Origin of the sequence: Fuscibacter oryzae (assembly GCF_016765795.1) — a bacterium.
Lineage (GTDB): Bacteria > Pseudomonadota > Alphaproteobacteria > Rhodobacterales > Rhodobacteraceae > Fuscibacter > Fuscibacter oryzae.
Genome location: NZ_JAESVP010000007.1, coordinates 85,218 through 101,175, shown reverse-complemented (window position 1 = coordinate 101,175; position 15,958 = coordinate 85,218). Strand labels below are relative to the sequence as shown.

The 15,958-nt window shown below is 65.3% G+C and carries 13 protein-coding genes; all 13 read left to right on the top strand.

Translation table 11 applies throughout. The features are described from left to right. The first annotated feature begins 134 nt into the window (after positions 1-134). The 13 genes from JI744_RS14385 (at position 135) to JI744_RS14325 (ending at position 15,913) form a co-directional block, all read left to right on the top strand. Entirely contained in the window at positions 135-506 is a 372-nt protein-coding gene (locus JI744_RS14385; protein ID WP_202661831.1) for a hypothetical protein, read from the top strand. A 148-nt stretch (positions 507-654) separates the two neighbouring features. Beyond that, on the top strand, positions 655-2,835 hold the full coding sequence (locus JI744_RS14380) for a dehydrogenase E1 component subunit alpha/beta (protein WP_202661830.1): 2,181 nt from the start codon (positions 655-657) through the stop codon (positions 2,833-2,835). Continuing rightward, positions 2,832-3,851, top strand: a complete 1,020-nt coding sequence (locus tag JI744_RS14375) for an ACP S-malonyltransferase (RefSeq protein WP_202661829.1) — start codon at positions 2,832-2,834, stop codon at positions 3,849-3,851. The genes JI744_RS14380 and JI744_RS14375 overlap by 4 nt, the downstream gene beginning before the upstream one ends. 97 nt (positions 3,852-3,948) lie before the next feature. Continuing rightward, positions 3,949-4,683, top strand: coding sequence for an NYN domain-containing protein (locus tag JI744_RS14370; RefSeq protein ID WP_202661828.1), 735 nt, complete (start codon positions 3,949-3,951; stop codon positions 4,681-4,683). Between the two features lie 80 nt (positions 4,684-4,763). Continuing rightward, entirely contained in the window at positions 4,764-6,020 is a 1,257-nt protein-coding gene (locus tag JI744_RS14365) for a flavin-containing monooxygenase (RefSeq protein ID WP_202661827.1), read from the top strand. Between the two features lie 31 nt (positions 6,021-6,051). Beyond that, positions 6,052-6,468 (top strand): RidA family protein, encoded by a 417-nt coding sequence (locus tag JI744_RS14360; RefSeq protein ID WP_202661826.1) that lies wholly within the window; start codon positions 6,052-6,054, stop codon positions 6,466-6,468. Between the two features lie 150 nt (positions 6,469-6,618). Further along, positions 6,619-7,290 (top strand): DUF1028 domain-containing protein, encoded by a 672-nt coding sequence (locus tag JI744_RS14355; protein WP_202661825.1) that lies wholly within the window; start codon positions 6,619-6,621, stop codon positions 7,288-7,290. Then, positions 7,283-8,779 (top strand): aldehyde dehydrogenase, encoded by a 1,497-nt coding sequence (locus tag JI744_RS14350; RefSeq protein WP_202661824.1) that lies wholly within the window; start codon positions 7,283-7,285, stop codon positions 8,777-8,779. Before JI744_RS14355 ends, JI744_RS14350 begins: the two co-directional genes overlap by 8 nt. A gap of 54 nt (positions 8,780-8,833) precedes the next feature. Beyond that, a complete protein-coding gene (locus JI744_RS14345) occupies positions 8,834-9,778 on the top strand; it encodes a LysR family transcriptional regulator (protein WP_202661823.1) in 945 nt (314 codons plus the stop codon). 83 nt (positions 9,779-9,861) lie between these two features. Beyond that, positions 9,862-11,925 carry an oxidoreductase gene (locus JI744_RS14340; protein WP_202661822.1) on the top strand — a complete coding sequence of 688 codons (2,064 nt, stop codon included), beginning with the start codon at positions 9,862-9,864 and terminating at the stop codon, positions 11,923-11,925. 267 nt (positions 11,926-12,192) lie between these two features. After that, complete coding sequence (locus JI744_RS14335) at positions 12,193-13,512, top strand: sensor histidine kinase (protein WP_202661821.1); 1,320 nt, start codon at positions 12,193-12,195, stop codon at positions 13,510-13,512. Beyond that, entirely contained in the window at positions 13,509-14,495 is a 987-nt protein-coding gene (locus JI744_RS14330; RefSeq protein ID WP_236019465.1) for an NADH-quinone oxidoreductase subunit B family protein, read from the top strand. The genes JI744_RS14335 and JI744_RS14330 overlap by 4 nt, the downstream gene beginning before the upstream one ends. Next, complete coding sequence (locus JI744_RS14325; RefSeq protein ID WP_202661820.1) at positions 14,492-15,913, top strand: nickel-dependent hydrogenase large subunit; 1,422 nt, start codon at positions 14,492-14,494, stop codon at positions 15,911-15,913. The genes JI744_RS14330 and JI744_RS14325 overlap by 4 nt, the downstream gene beginning before the upstream one ends. Positions 15,914-15,958 lie beyond the last annotated feature (45 nt).

The following is a 15,958-nucleotide window of genomic DNA, read 5'->3' as shown; positions in this document are numbered from 1 at the left end:
TTCGCCCCCTGCCGCCATCATCGGGGAACATCGGGCGAAGCATTAGGTCCAACGCGCGCATGCTGTTAAGTCCAGACCGCCCCTTGCCGCCCCGCCCCCGCTCTGGCAAGCAGATCCCAGCCCAAGGAGCGCCCATGGACCCCACCGAATTCCTGCCGCAGATCGCCGCCCTGTCGCCCGATCAGGCCGCCGCACTTGCCCGCGATGCGGGCCTTGTCGCCCATGTCCTGCCCGCGCCGCAGGATCTGGCGCGCCTTGCCGCCGCCGCCCGCGCCATCGCCGCCAGCCTTGGCCGGGGCGCGCCGGGCGTTCTGCTGGTGACTGCGGCACAAGCGGCCACCGCCGATGCCCTCGCCCCCCATCTCCTCAGCTATGACCGCATCCACGCCCTTGCCCCGCTGGCCGGCGGTTCGGGCCTGATCAGGCCCGCCAGCAGCGCCGTCACCCCGCTGCCCGCCGCCACATCGCTTCTGGCCCTGCTGATCGAGGCGCCGCCCCCAGCATGACTTTCCCTCATATACCTTCGCAGGGAAAATCCGTTCCCGCGCGCTGGTCAATCGCCTAGAACCACACCAAGACCTTGCACCTTTCCAAATACTCCACGGGGGTCCGGGGGTGTGAAACCCCCGGCCTTCGTCCCCAGAAAGCCCGCCCATGGACCGCGCCAATATCGTCCACGAAAACTTCCTGCGCCGGGTCGCCGCGCGTGACCTGCCGCCGGGCCGTGCGCCCGCCGGGCCAATGACGCCCGAAACCGCCGTGCAGGCGTTCCGCGCCGGGGTGTTGACCCGCGCACTTGATCGGCAAAGCCGCGCGATGCAGCGGGTGGGACAGGGCTTTTACACCATCGGGTCTTCGGGCCACGAAGGGCTGGCGGCGGTGGCCCTCGCCCTGCGCCCGACCGATATGGCCTTCCTGCATTACCGCGATGCCGCCTTCCAGATCGCGCGCTCGGCTCAGGTGCCGGGGCAAAACCCGGTCTGGGATATGCTTTTGTCCTTCGCCTCCTCCTCCGACGATCCCATCTCGGGCGGGCGTCACAAGGTTCTCGGCTCGCGCGATCTGCTAATCCCGCCGCAAACCTCAACCATCGCCAGCCACCTGCCCAAGGCGGTGGGGGCGGCCTATTCCATCGGTGCCGCCCGGCGGCATCGCCCCGAACACCAGATCCTGCCCGAAGACGGCATCGTGTATTGCAGCTTTGGCGACGCCAGCGCCAACCATTCCACAGCGCAAGGTGCGTTCAACACCGCGCAATGGACCAGCTATCAATCTGTCCCCCTGCCGCTTCTTTTCGTCTGCGAAGACAACGGCATCGGCATCTCGACCAAGACCCCGAAAGGCTGGATCGAGGCCACCTTCTCTGCCCGTCCCGGCCTGAAATACTTCAAGGCCGACGGTCTGGACCTTTACGACACCTTCCGCGTGGCGTCAGAGGCCGCCGCCTATGTTCGCGACCGCAAGAAACCTGCCTTCCTGCACATTCGCACCATCCGCCTTTACGGCCACGCCGGGGCCGATGTGCCCACCACCTACCTGCCGCGAGAGGAGGTGGAGGCTGAGGAGGCCAACGACCCCCTGCTGCATTCGGTCCGCCTGCTGGATCAGGCCGGGGTGATGACGCCGGAACAGGCGCTGGAGATTTACACCGAAACCAACGCCCGCGTCGTCCGCGTCGCCGATCAGGCGATCACCCGGCCCCGCCTGAAAACCGCGGATCAGGTCATGGCCTCGATCATCCCGCCGAAACGGGATTGCAAGCCGACCAACGGTCCGACGCCAGAGGCGCGGGCGGCGGCCTTTGGCGGCGATCTCAAGGCGATGGAAGACCCGCAGATCATGTCGCGCCTGATCAACTGGGCGCTGACTGACCTGATGCTGGCCCATCCCGAAGTGGTGATGATGGGCGAGGATGTCGGTCGCAAGGGTGGCGTCTATGGCGTCACGCAAAAGCTGCACCAGCGGTTCGGCCCCGACCGGATGATCGACACGCTGCTGGATGAGCAGAGCATTCTGGGTCTTGCCATCGGCATGGCGCAGAACGGTTTCGTTCCCCTGCCGGAGATTCAGTTCCTCGCCTATCTGCACAATGCCGAAGACCAGATCCGGGGCGAAGCCGCGACCCTGCCCTTCTTCTCGAACGGCCAATACACCAACCCGATGGTGCTGCGGATTGCGGGGCTGGGGTATCAAAAGGGCTTCGGCGGGCATTTCCACAATGACAATTCGGTCGCCGTGCTGCGCGACATTCCGGGGGTCATCCTTGCCGTGCCATCGAACGGCGCCGATGCCGCGATGATGCTGCGCGAATGCGTCCGTCTGGCGCGAGAGGAACAGCGCGTGGTCGTCTTCCTTGAACCCATCGCGCTTTACCCGATGCGTGACCTGCATACCGACAAGGACGGCCAGTGGATGCGCCGCTATCCCGACCCGTCGCAGGTGATCCCCCTGGGTCAGGTGGGGGTGACGGGCGCGGGCACCGACCTCGCCATCGTCACCTTCGGCAACGGGGTTTACCTGTCCAATCAGGCGCTTGCCGAAACTGAGTCCGCCGGCATCAAGGCCCGCATCGTCGATACCCGCTGGCTGTCGCCCCTGCCCAAAGATGCCCTGACCGAAGCCGTCAAGGGCTGCAAGAACATCCTGATCGTCGATGAAACCCGCCATTCCGGCGGTGTGGCCGAGGCGCTGATGGCCCACTTCCATGAGGCGACCAAGGCCAACCTTGCCCGCCTGACTGCCGAGGACAGCTTTATCGCCACTGGTCCGGCCTATGCGGCGACCATGCCCTCATCGGCGCAAATCGTCCAAGCCGCGAAAGGGTTGGTCAAATGAAGACCGCCGTCCTGATCTGCCCCGGCCGGGGCACCTATACCAAGACCGAACTGGGCAGCCTTGCCCGCTTTCCCGACCGCCCGCTGCTGGCGCGGTTCGATGCCGCCCGCACCGCGCTTGGGCAGGAAACGCTGTCGGCGCTGGATGGTGCGGCCAGCTATTCCGTCGCCAAACACTCGCGCGGCGACAATGCCAGCGCGCTGATCTATGCCTGCACGCTTGGCGACCGGCTTGCCTTGCAGGGCGTCAACCTCGTCGCCGTCACCGGCAATTCAATGGGCTGGTATTCGGCGCTTGCCTGTGCCGGGGCGCTTTCGCCTGAAAACGGCTTTACCGTGGTCAACACAATGGGCACCCTGATGCAGGAACGGCTGATCGGCGGGCAACTGGTCTATCCGTTCTTGGGCGAGGACTGGCAGCCCGATCCCGCCCGCAAGGCCGACCTGCTGGCGCTGGTGGCCAACATCGCCACCCGCCCCGATCACGCCCTTGCCCTTTCGATCGACCTTGGCGGCATGCTGGTCATCGCTGGGAATGAGGCCGGGCTGAAAGCCTTCGAGGCCGCCGTACCCCCGGTGCAAGGCCGCTTTCCCCTGCGCCTGTCGAACCACGCCGCGTTCCACACCGCCCTTCAGGCCCCCGTGGCCGCCGAGGGCCGCGCCCGCCTGCCCGAAACCCTGTTCCGCCAGCCTGACCTGCCCCTGATCGACGGGCGCGGCCATGTCTGGTGGCCCGGTGCCGCTACCACGGCTGCTTTGCGCGATTATACGCTGGGCCATCAGGTGGTTGAATCCTATGATTTCACCACCGCCATCCGCACCGCCGCCCGCGAATTCGCCCCGGATTACTTCATCATCCCCGGGCCCGGCACCACCTTGGGCGGCGCGGTCGCGCAATCGCTGATCCTGTCGGGCTGGAAAGGCATGACCAGCAAGGCCGATTTCCAGCACCAGCAAGGTGAATGCCCGCTGCTGGTGTCGATGGCCATCCCAGAACAACGCGCCCTCGTCACCTGAACCCGTCATCGGGTCATCACAAGGCCCATCAGCGACAAACTTTTGCCGGAATGCCCCGCGAAACTCGTGTGATGAGTTGGATTCGCGTGGCCTAACGATGACGTTCAGAATTGCCCTACTGGTTGATGGTGACAACGTTTCTGCCCGTTACATGCCCCAGATCATGCAGATCGCGGCACAGTCGGGCCGTGTCGACGTGGCGCGCGTATACGGCAATGCGCAGACGGCGCGCGGCTGGTCGGACTGTGACGGCTTCCGCTTCATCCACTCCGGGACAGGCAAGAACGCAACTGACCTGCTGTTGACCATCGATGCGATGGAACTGGCCTTGACGGCCGGGATTGAAGGCTTTGTCCTTGTCAGCTCTGATGGCGATTTCAAGCCGCTGTCCGAGCGGCTGCGAGATCATGGCATGTGCGTCACCGGGATCGGCGAGGCGAAGACACCATCGGCCTTTCGCGCCGCCTGTACCGCCTTCCATCAGCTTGGCAGCCCAGCACCGAAAGCGGCACCAAAACTCGCGCTGGTCGCGCCAAGCGCAAAGCCAGCGCCATCTATGGCTACCCTACCGCAGCCGGACGACCTGTATGAGAAGATCCGGGACATCATTGTGGAAAGTGCCCCCGAAACCAAAGGCATGATGATCGCCCGCCTGGCCGCTGCGATGCACGCGCGCCATCAGGTGCGGATCAGCAAATACCCTGAAAAGAACTGGCGGCGCTATCTGCAAGCTCGCCCCAAGCTGTTTGACCTTGACCCAAAAGGGCCAGATGCAAAGGTTCGGCTGCAATCAGAAGACCCCTGCACATCGCTCAGGTTAGTAAAATCCTAATCCGATCTGCGGAACGAATTACTTTATTCCATACCCACCTTCCGGCACTTTCCCCTGACCATCAAAAGGGGACCAAGGAAATGTCGGTCGAGAAAGTCGAAGCGCTGGTTGTCGGCGCAGGTCAGGCCGGGGTCGCGATGAGCGAACATCTGACCCGCCATGGCGTGCCGCATCTGGTGCTGGAACGCAGCCGCATCGCCGAACGCTGGCGGTCCGAGCGGTGGGACTCGCTGGTCGCCAACGGCCCCGCCTGGCATGATCGGTTCCCCGGTCTCGACTTTGCGGGAGACCCCGATGCCTTCGTGCCGAAAGAGGGTGTTGCCGATTATCTGGTTGCCTATGCCCAGAAATTCGCTGCTCCGATCCGCACCGGGATAGAGGTGAAATCGGTCACACGCAATGCCACGGGCCCGGGGTTCCGCGTTGAAACCCCGACCGGCGTGATCGAGGCTGAATATGTCGTCGCCGCCACCGGCCCCTTTCAAAAGCCGGTGATCCCTGCGCTGGTGCCCGAAACCACCGGGCTGACCCAGATCCACTCAACCGCCTACCGCAACCCGGGCGCGCTGGCCCCCGGGGGGGTGCTGGTGGTGGGGTGCGGCTCTTCCGGCACCCAGATTGCCGAAGAGCTGATGCAGGCGGGGCGCAAGGTCTATCTGTCGGTCGGCCCACATGACCGCCCGCCGCGCGCCTATCGGGGCCGCGATTTCTGCTGGTGGCTGGGCGTTCTGAACAAATGGGACAGCGAGGCAACCCCCGGTGCCGACCACACCACCATCGCCGTTTCGGGCGCGCATGGCGGCCACACGGTCGATTTCCGCAAGCTGGCGGCCCAAGGCATGGTGCTGGTCGGGCGGACCGAGGGCTATGCCAACGGCACCCTGACCTTCGCCGATGATCTGACGCGCAATGTGAACCGGGGCGATGCCAATTATCTGGCCCTGCTGGATGAGGCGGACGCATATCTGGCCCGCAATGGCATGACCCTGCCGGAAGAGCCGCAAGCCCGCGTGATCGGGCCCGACCCAGACTGCATGGCGCATCCTCTGCGGTCACTGAATTTGACCGAGGCAGGGGTGACCACCATCATCTGGGCCACCGGCTTTGCGGTGGATTTTTCCTGGCTCAAAACCGCCGCCGTCGATGAACATGGCCGCCCGCGCCATGTTCGGGGCATCGGTGCCGAACCCGGCATCTATTTCCTTGGCCAACCCTATCAGACGCGGCGCGGATCGTCGTTCATCTGGGGCGTCTGGCATGACGCCAAGCTGGTCGCCGACCATATCGCCAAACAACGCAGCTACCTTGCCTATTCCGGCACAGGCAAGCCCGCCTGATCCCCCTTCAAACGCGCGAAAGACCCCAACCATGACCATCACCCGCTATCGCAAGTTCAACACCAAGGTCACCTACCCCGAGCAGAATCTGGATAATGACCTCTGCCATCTGGTCGCCACCAAAGGCGGCACCACATTGTGGTTCCGGGGCGCCTGCCCGCAAGACCTCGACACTGCCGAAAATCTGGGCAGCCACGACCCCGTCGCCCAGACCCACAAGGTCATGGGCAACATCAAGCAGCTTATCGAAGAAGCCGGTGGCAAGATGGAACATCTTGTCAAGCTGGTGGTCTATTTGACCGACGTGCGCCACCGTGAACCGGTCTACCGGACGATGGGCGAATATATCAAAGGCGTGCATCCGGTCTGCACCGGGCTGACAGTGGTGGCCCTTGCCCGCCCCGACTGGCTGGTGGAAATCGACGCAACCGCCGTCATTCCGGACTGAACCGTTCCAACACCGGGGGTTTCACACCCCCGGACCCCCATGCGATATTTGGGCCAATGTGAAAGCGCCTTACGTCTTTCATACTGGCGCAAATATCCTCTGGTGGTCCGGGAGGCCAAGCGCCACCGGCCTTTTCCACAGGGGCTGCCCATGACCTTCTCGCTTGTTGCCCGTTGCGCCCGGACCGGGCAGTTCGGCATGGTGATTTCTTCATCTTCTCCGGCCGTTGCGGCGCGCTGTGCGCATGTGCGTGCGGGCGTGGGCGTGGTGGCCAGCCAGAACATCACCGATCCTGACCTTGGGCCGATCCTGCTGGACCGCTTGCAGGACAGAATGGATGCGCCTTCTGCGCTTGCCGCAGTCGTTGCGGGGCGCAGCCACATCGCTTATCGCCAGCTTCTTGTGGTAGACCGGGCGGGCAGAGTAGCCACTCACTCTGGCCCGAATGTGCTTGGCATCTGGGGAGAAGCGCGCGGGACGGATTGCGCGGCGGGCGGCAATCTTTTGGCGGTTGCGGATGTGCCGGCGCGGATGGTCGCGGCGTTCGAGGTGGCAAAAGGCCATCTGGGCGACCGTCTTATGGCCGCGCTGGAGGCTGGTCTGACCGCAGGGGGCGAGGCTGGGCCGGTGCACTCGGCGGGCCTGAAGATTGCCGACCGCCTGTCCTGGCCGCTGGTCGATCTGCGCATCGACTGGTCGGATGACCCCATCGGCCAGTTGCGCGCCGCCTGGACCGAATACCGCCCGCAGATGGCCGCCTATGTCCAGCGCGCGGAAGACCCGACACAGGCGCCCTCTTACGGAGTTCCCGGTGATGAGTGACCCTGCCCTGTTCAGCCATGCCGACTGGCAGGCCCGCGCCGCCGCGCTGACCTTTCGCAACCTGTGCCTGATCGACGGGGCCTTTGTGCCTGCCGCCTCCGGCAAGCGGTTTGCCAGCGTCAACCCCGCCACCGGCCAGGTGCTGACCGAGGTTGCCCATGGCGGCGCGGAAGATATCGACCGGGCCGTCCGTTCGGCCCGCAACGCCTTTGACGACGGGCGCTGGTCGCGGCAAACGCCGGGGCAGCGCAAAGAGGTGATGTTGCGGCTGGCCGCGCTGATCCGGGCGAATATCCCTGAACTGGCGCTGCTGGACAGCCTTGATATGGGCAAGCCGGTCAAGGATGCGGCCACGGTGGATGCCCCCGGCTCGGCCCATTTCTTCCAGTGGCACGCCGAGGCGATTGACAAGATTTACGACGAGATTGCACCGACCGGGGGCCGTGATCTTGCGATGATACGTCGGGTTCCCCTGGGCGTGATCGGCGCGGTCGTGCCGTGGAATTTCCCTTTGGACATGGCCACATGGAAGCTGGCCCCGGCCCTTGCCATGGGCAATTCGGTGGTGCTGAAACCGGCCGAACAATCGCCCCTGTCGGCGCTGCGGCTGGGCGAACTGGCGCTGGAGGCGGGCCTGCCGCCGGGCGTGCTGAACGTGGTGCCCGGCTTTGGCGAGGATGCCGGGCGGGCGCTGGGGCGGCACCCGGATGTCGATTGTCTGGTCTTCACCGGGTCAACCGCCGTGGGCAAGTTGTTTCAGCGCTATGCCGGCGAAAGCAACATGAAGCAGGTCTGGCTGGAAACCGGGGGCAAAAGCCCGAACCTGATTTTCCCCGACGCCGATCTGGACAAGGCCGCCGACATGGCCGCCTTTGGCATCTTCTTCAATCAGGGCGAGGTGTGTTCTGCCAACTCTCGCCTGCTGGTCCACGAAAGCATCGCGGAAGAGATGATTGACCGCATGGCCACGCGGGCAGCGGCGGCGCAACCGGGCGATCCGCTTGATCCGGCCAGCCGGATGGGATCGATGGTCGATCACCGCCATGCCGATCAGGTGATGAATTTCATCGCATCGGGCCGCGCGCAGGCCCGGCTGGTTTGTGGCGGAGAGCGCGTTACGCTGAACGGATCGGATGCCTTCATCCAGCCGACGATCTTTGCCGATACCGCCCCCGATGCCCGGATCGTGCGCGAGGAAATCTTTGGCCCCGTCTTGTCGATTCAGACCTTCAAGGACGAAGATCAGGCCGTAACCATGGCGAATGACACGGTTTATGGCCTTGCCGCCTCGGTCTGGACGCGCGACATCAGCCGCGCCCTGTCGCTGGCAGACCGGCTGAATGCGGGCACGGTCAGCGTGAATACGGTGGATGCGCTGTCGGCGATGACGCCCTTTGGCGGCATGAAGCAATCGGGGTTTGGCCGGGATCTGTCGCTCCATTCCTTTGACAAATATTCCGCGCTGAAAACCGTGTGGATCAAGTATTGACGGCGGGGCGACAGCGGCGCAGCGTGGCTTAGGGCCAACCTAAGGCAAACCGCGATGCCGCTGCGATTTACCCTGCGCCAACTGGAATATCTGGTCGCCGTCGGCGAAGCCGGGTCCATCGCGCTGGCGTCAGAGCGGGTGAATGTGTCCTCGCCCTCGATCTCGGCCGCGATTGCGCAGCTAGAGGCCGAATTTGGGTTGGCGCTTTTCGTGCGCAAACACGCCCATGGCCTGACGCTGACCCAAGGGGGCCGCCAGTTCATGGCGCAGGCCAAGGCCGTTCTGGCCGAAGCCGCCCGGCTGAACGAAATCGCGGGCAGCATCACGGGCCAAGTGCGCGGGCCCCTGTCTGTCGGGTGCCTGCAAACCTTTGCGCAGGTGGTCTTGCCGCAACTGCGCCGCAGCTTCATGGACCGTTATCCGGCGGTGGAATTCCATCAGCTTGAACTGGACCAGACCGGAATTTTCGAAGGGCTGCGCAGCGCCAAGCTGGATGTAGCGATCAGCTATGACCTTGATATTCCGTCCGATATCAGCTTTCAGCCTCTGATCAGCCTGCCGCCCTATGCCGTGCTGGAGGCCGCACACCCTCTTGCCAACCGAACCAGCCTTGGCCCCGGCGATCTGGCCGATTATCCGATGGTGCTGTTGGACCTGCCGTTTTCCAACGATTACTTCATTTCCTTCTTCAGCCGCGCCGGCCTGCGGCCAAGGATTGTCGAGCGCACGCGCGACATGGGGGTGATGCGGTCGATGGTGGCCAATGGGTTCGGCTATTCCATCGCCAACATCCGCCCGATGACCGACTCCGCCCCCGATGGCCGCGCCTTGCGCTATGTGCCGCTGACAGGCCCGGTGCGCAGCCTCAATCTGGGGCTTGCGCTGATGGAGGGGGCGGGCATGGCGCTGACGGTGCGGGCGTTTCTGGACCATGCGGCAGAGCGGCTGTCGGCGGATACCGGGCCCAGCCCCTATCTGCGGATGCCTGATCTGGATTAGGGTGAACCTAAGCCGCGCTTCCATCAAGCGTGCTTTTTTCCGAATCCGCGCTGCGCCATTTTGGCCGGACCAAGGAGCCCGCCATGACCGACCCGCGCTATGACATTCTGTTCACGCCGATGCAGATTGGCCCGCATCTGGCCAAGAACCGCTTTTATCAGGTGCCCCATTGCAACGGCGGCGGCTACCGTGACCCTTCGGCGGCGGCAGAAATGCGCGGCATCAAGGCCGAGGGTGGCTGGGGCGTGATCTTTACCGAGCAGACCGAGATTCACCAGACATCGGAAATCACGCCCTTTATCGAGCTGCGGCTGTGGGAAGATCAGGACATTCCTGCCATCGCCAAAATGGCCGAGAAGATGAAGACCCATGGCGCGCTGGCGGGCATCCAGCTTGCCTATTCCGGTGTGAACGGGCCGAACCTTTATACCAAGGAGGTGCCGCTGGCGGTTTCCCCCGGCCCGATCCGCACCTTTACCTATGATCCGGTTCAGGCGCGCAGTCTGGACAAGACCGACATCAGGAACCTGCGCCGCTGGTTCGTGAATGCCGCGCGGCGGTCTCAGACGGCGGGGTTTGATCTGATCTGCCTTTACGGCGCGCATGGCTTTGGTATCTTTCAGCATTTCCTCAGCCGTGCCACCAACCAGCGCGGCGACGAATACGGCGGCAGCCTTGAAAACCGCAGCCGCTTCGCGCGCGAGGTGATGGCCGATCTGCGTGATGCGGTGGGCGACCGGATGGCCTTTACCATGCGCGTCAGCCTGGATGAGACCATTGGCGACTTGGGCTTTTCCAACGCCGAGTTGCGCGATTTCATCGAGATGAATGGCGATCTGCCGGATATGTGGGACCTGGCCCAAGGCAGTTGGGACGAATGCTCCGGCCCCAGCCGCTTCAAGGAAGAGGCGGCGCAAGAGGCGTTGGTCAAAGGCATCAAGGAATTGACCAGCCGCCCGGTGGTGGGCGTGGGCCGCTTTACCTCTCCTGACGTGATGGCGCGGATGATCCGGCAAGGCGTGCTGGATTTTATCGGCTGCGCGCGGCCATCCATCGCCGACCCCTTCATCCCGGTGAAAATCGCCGAGAACCGGATCGAGGACATCCGCGAATGTATCGGCTGCAATATGTGCGTCACCGGCGACATGACGATGAGCATCAGCCGCTGCACCCAGAACCCGACCTTCATGGAGGAATGGCGCAAAGGCTGGCACCCCGAGCGGATGAACGCCAAGGGTGACAGCCAGAATGTGCTGGTGATCGGCGGCGGCCCGGCGGGGCTGGAGGCGGCGCGGGCGCTTTCTCTGCGGGGTTATGATGTGGCTCTGGCCGAGGCGGGCGATGTCTTGGGGGGGCGGGTCACACGCGAGCGCAAGTTGCCGGGCCTGTCGGCCTGGGGGCGCGTGGCGGATTACCGAACCTATCAACTGTCGCAGCGCGGCAATGTGGAAACCTATCTGCAAAGCCGGTTGACGGCCGAGGACGTGCTGTCCTTCGGGTTCCAGAACGTCTGCATCGCCACCGGGTCACACTGGCGGGCCGATGGTGTGGCCCGCTGGCATGTGGTGCCGATGCCGGGTGCGGGCCTGCCGGTTTTTACCCCCGATGACCTGATGGCCGGGCGGTTGCCACAGGGCCGGGTCGTCGTGTTCGACGATGACCATTACTACATGGGCGGAGTTCTGGCCGAGCTTTGCGCCCAAGCGGGGTGCGAGGTGACGCTGGTCACCCCCGCCGCCTTCGTCTCGGACTGGACGCGCAACACGCTGGAACAGGGCGCGATCCACCGGCGGCTGGTGGAGAATGGGGTGAAGATCGTGCTGAACACCGGAGTTGCGGCGGTCACAGCAGCGGGGGTGGAAACGGCCTGTGCCTATACTGGCACTCCGGGCCGGATCGAGGCGGATGCGGTGGTGATGGTCGCCAGCCGCACCTCTGACAACACGCTTTACCGCGACCTGATGGCGCGTCAGGCCGATTGGGCCGATGCCGGCATCCGCAGCGTCAAGGTCATCGGCGATGCCGAGGCCCCCGGCCCGATCGCGTGGGCCACCTATGCCGGCCACCGCTATGCGCGAGAGCTGGACATGCCCGACCGGGGCGACGCCCTGAGCTTCCGGCGCGAGGTAACGGCATTGCAAGGGTAGACGCCCGGCTCGACCAGGCGGCTTGCCAGTGGCAAGACGCCCGCGCTGTTGCCCAAAGGCGAAAGCCGCAGGGCAAGGGGGTATCAACCTACGCAAGCGCATCAAATTCTGATGTGGCCGCCCCGGTGGGCGCGAATGCGTCCGCCGCCCGGGGGGCGGACGCAGCAGAATTCCGGCATGTGGCCGAAATTCTGCGCCAAGCTTCCGCCGTCACCGCCCTTGCCCCACCCCGCCCCCGCCCCTATCCTTCGCGGTGAAGGAGCCGCCATGCCCACCGCCCACCCGCCAGCCCCCCCACCCGCGCCGTTCACCGACGACGCCTGGATGGATGTGCTGTCGGCGATGGACCGCACCTATGCCGACCTGCTGGGCCATCAGGAACAGTTAGAGCGGCAGAACACCGAACTGGAAGGGATGCGGGCCTTCCTGACTGCCATCCTCGGCTCGGTCAGCGACGTGCTGATCGTGGTGTCGCGTGCGGGCCGGGTCGAGCAGGCCTCGGCCTCGCTGGCCGCGCGCAGCGGTCTTTCTCCCGGCGCATTGGAGGGCACCGACCTGACCGCACTGATCGACTCCGCCGATCACCCGGCCCTGACCGCCGCCCTGTCCCGCGCCCGCGACGCCCGCCGCCCCGTGGCGCTGGAGGCGGGGCTGATGACCCCCGACGGCCCCAGCCCGCTGGAACTGTCGGTGGCACCCCGGCTGGATGACCGGGGCCGCGCGGCGGGCTATGTGCTGACCGGCCGCCCGGTGGGCGAGTTGCGCCGCGCCTATGCCGAACTGTCGGCCAGCCATGACGCGCTAAAGGCCGCGCAGGCGCAACTTGTGCGGAACGAAAAACTGGCCGCCCTTGGCCGGTTGCTGGCCGGTGTCGCGCATGAGCTGAACAACCCGATCAGCTTTGTCTATGCCAATGCCCATGCGCTGGAACGCTATGCCGGCAAGTTCGAGACCTATTTCCAGCATGTGCAGGACGGGGCCAGCCGCGAAGACCTTGTTGCCTTGCGCCACAGCCTGCGCCTTGACCGAGAGGTGGCGAACCTGCGGCAAGCCATCGAAGGCGCCCGCGACGGGGCCGAACGGGTGCGCGATATCGTCGAGGATTTGCGGCGGCTGTCGTCGGACGGATCGGGCGAAAGGGTGGTGTTCGATCTGGTGGAAACCGCCCGCGTGGCGGCGAATTGGGTGCTGCGGGGGATGAAGCAGCCCGTGACGCTGGCCTTTGCCGGTGCGGCTACCCTGCCCGCCTTTGGCCGCCCCGGTCATGTCCAGCAGATCGTGATGAACCTGGTGCAGAACGCGATTGACGCAATGGAGGGCCAGCCGGGTGCCGCCGTCACCCTGACTGCGCGGGCCGAGGGCGACCGCGCCACCCTGACCGTCGCCGACAACGGGCCGGGCGTGCCCCCCGACCTTGCCGCCACCATTTTCGATCCGTTCTTCACCACCAAACCTGTTGGGCGCGGCACCGGCCTTGGCCTGTCGATCAGCCACAAGATCGCCGAGGAACACGGCGGGCGGCTGACCTTGGCCGAGGCGCAAGAGGGCGCCACCTTCCGCCTTGATCTGCCGGGGGGGCCGATATGACCACGATGCTCTGGCTGCAAACCTCGGGCTGCGGCGGCTGCACCATGTCGCTTTTGTGCGCCGAAAACCCCGGCCTGCCCGACCTTTTGGCCGATGCGGGCATTCGCCTGCTGTGGCACCCTGCCCTGTCGGTTGAAACCGGGGCCGAGGCGCGCAGCCTGCTGGAGCGGATCGAGCGGGGGGAAACCCACCTCGATATCCTCTGCGTCGAGGGCGCGATTGCACGCGGGCCAAAGGGCACCGGGCGGTATCAGATGCTGTCGGGTACGGGCCGCAGCCTGATGGATTGGGTCGCCTCGCTGGCGCCCCTTGCCACCCATGTCGTCGCGGTGGGCAGTTGCGCAGCCTTTGGCGGGGTGACGGCGGCGGGCGGGAACCCCTCGGACGCGGTCGGGTTGCAGTATGACGGCACCCATCCGGGCGGGCTGCTGCCTGCTGGTTGGCGCGCCAAAGGGGGCCTGCCGGTGATCAATGTCGCGGGCTGTCCCACCCATCCCGGCTGGGTCACCGAAACCCTGATGATGCTGGCGGCGGGAGAGGTGCTGCCGCTGGACGGCTATCAGCGGCCCCGGTTCTACGCCGACCATCTGGTGCATCACGGCTGCCCGAAGAATGAGTTCTATGAATACAAGGCTTCGGCCCGCGAGCTGTCGCAGATGGGCTGCATGATGGAAAATCTGGGCTGCATCGGCACCCAAGCCGTGGGCGACTGCAACACAAGGCCTTGGAATGGCGAGGGAAGCTGCACCAAGGGCGGCTATCCTTGCATCAACTGCACCGCGCCAGAGTTTGAAGACCCGCGCCACGCCTTTACCGAAACGCCAAAGATCGCGGGCATCCCCGTTGGTCTGCCGACCGACATGCCGAAAGCATGGTTCATGGCTCTTGCCTCGCTTTCCAAAGCCGCCACGCCCGACCGTTTGGGCCGCAATGCCGTGGCCGACCATATCGTCGTGCCCCCCACCCTGCGGAAGCCGAAATGAGTGGCGCTCGGCTGGTCGTCGGCCCGTTCAACCGGGTTGAGGGCGATCTGGAGGTGACGCTGGATCTGGCCGATGGCCATGTGGCGGCGGCGCGGGTGAACTCTACCCTCTATCGGGGGTTTGAGCGGATGCTGGAAGGGCGCGACCCGCGCGATGCGCTGACCATCACGCCGCGCATCTGCGGCATCTGCTCGATCAGCCAGTCGGCGGCAGCGGCGCGGGCGCTGGGTTCGGCGATGGGCTTGCAGCCCACGCCTGACGGGGCGGCGATGGCGGCGCTGATCCATGCGGTTGAAAATGTGGCCGACCATCTGACCCATTTCCACCTGTTCTTCATGCCCGATTTCGCAAGGCCGGATTATGCGGGTCGCGCGTGGCACACCCGCGCGATTGCCCGGTTTACCGCGCTTGAGGGCAGTGCGATGCGCGGGGCCATCACAGCGCGGGCGGAACTGCTGCATGTCATGGGCCTGCTGGCCGGGAAATGGCCGCATACGCTGGCCATTCAGCCCGGCGGCGTCACCCGCGCGCCGGGGCTGCGGGAAAAGCTGCGGTTGCAGGCGACCTTGCGCGCTTTTCGCCGCTGGCTGGAAGACAGCCTGTTCGGCGGGTCGCTGGAGGAATTTTCTGCCATGCCTGATAGCCATGCCCTGATGCGCTGGGGCCGGGGCGAGGTGGGGTTATTCCTTGAAATTGCCGCCGATCTGGGGCTTGCCAGCCTTGGAAAAGGCGCGGGGCGCTATATGTCGTTCGGCGCCTATCCGATTGAAACCGGGCCGATCTTTGCCCGCGGCCTTTGGGATGGCAGCCCCGGCCCGCTGCAGACCGCCGCGATCACCGAAGATCTGTCCCACGCCTGGATGCTTGGCCCCACCACCCACCCCGCCCAGGGCCGCACCGAACCCGACGAGGATATGCGCGACACCGCCTATAGCTGGTGCAAGGCCCCGCGTCTGGGTGGCCAGCCGGTCGAGGTTGGGGCGATTGCCCGGCAGGTGGTGGATGGCCACCCCCTTGCCCGGTCTCTGGCACAGGAGGGCGGCGTGCTGGCGCGGGTTGCAGGCCGTCTGCTGGAAATCGCGCGCACCCAAGAGGTGATGGAGCGGCTGGTTGCGGGCATCACACCCGGCGCGCGGTTCATGGCGCAGGGTGTGATGCCCCGCGACGGCACGGGCGAAGGGCTGGTCGAGGCGGCGCGCGGTGCGCTTGGCCATTGGCTGCGGATCGAGAGCGGCAAAATCGCCGGCTATCAGATCATCGCGCCGACGACGTGGAACTTTTCTCCCCGCGACGCGGCGGGCGTGCCGGGGCCGCTGGAAACGGCTCTGGTCGGGGTGCCTGCCGAAGACGGGGCAACACTGGCGGTGCAGCATGTCGTGCGCAGTTTCGACCCCTGCATGGTTTGCACCGTGCATTAGGGGCGCGCTGCCCCTTGCCTGCGGCCTCCGCCAAGATGTTTGGAC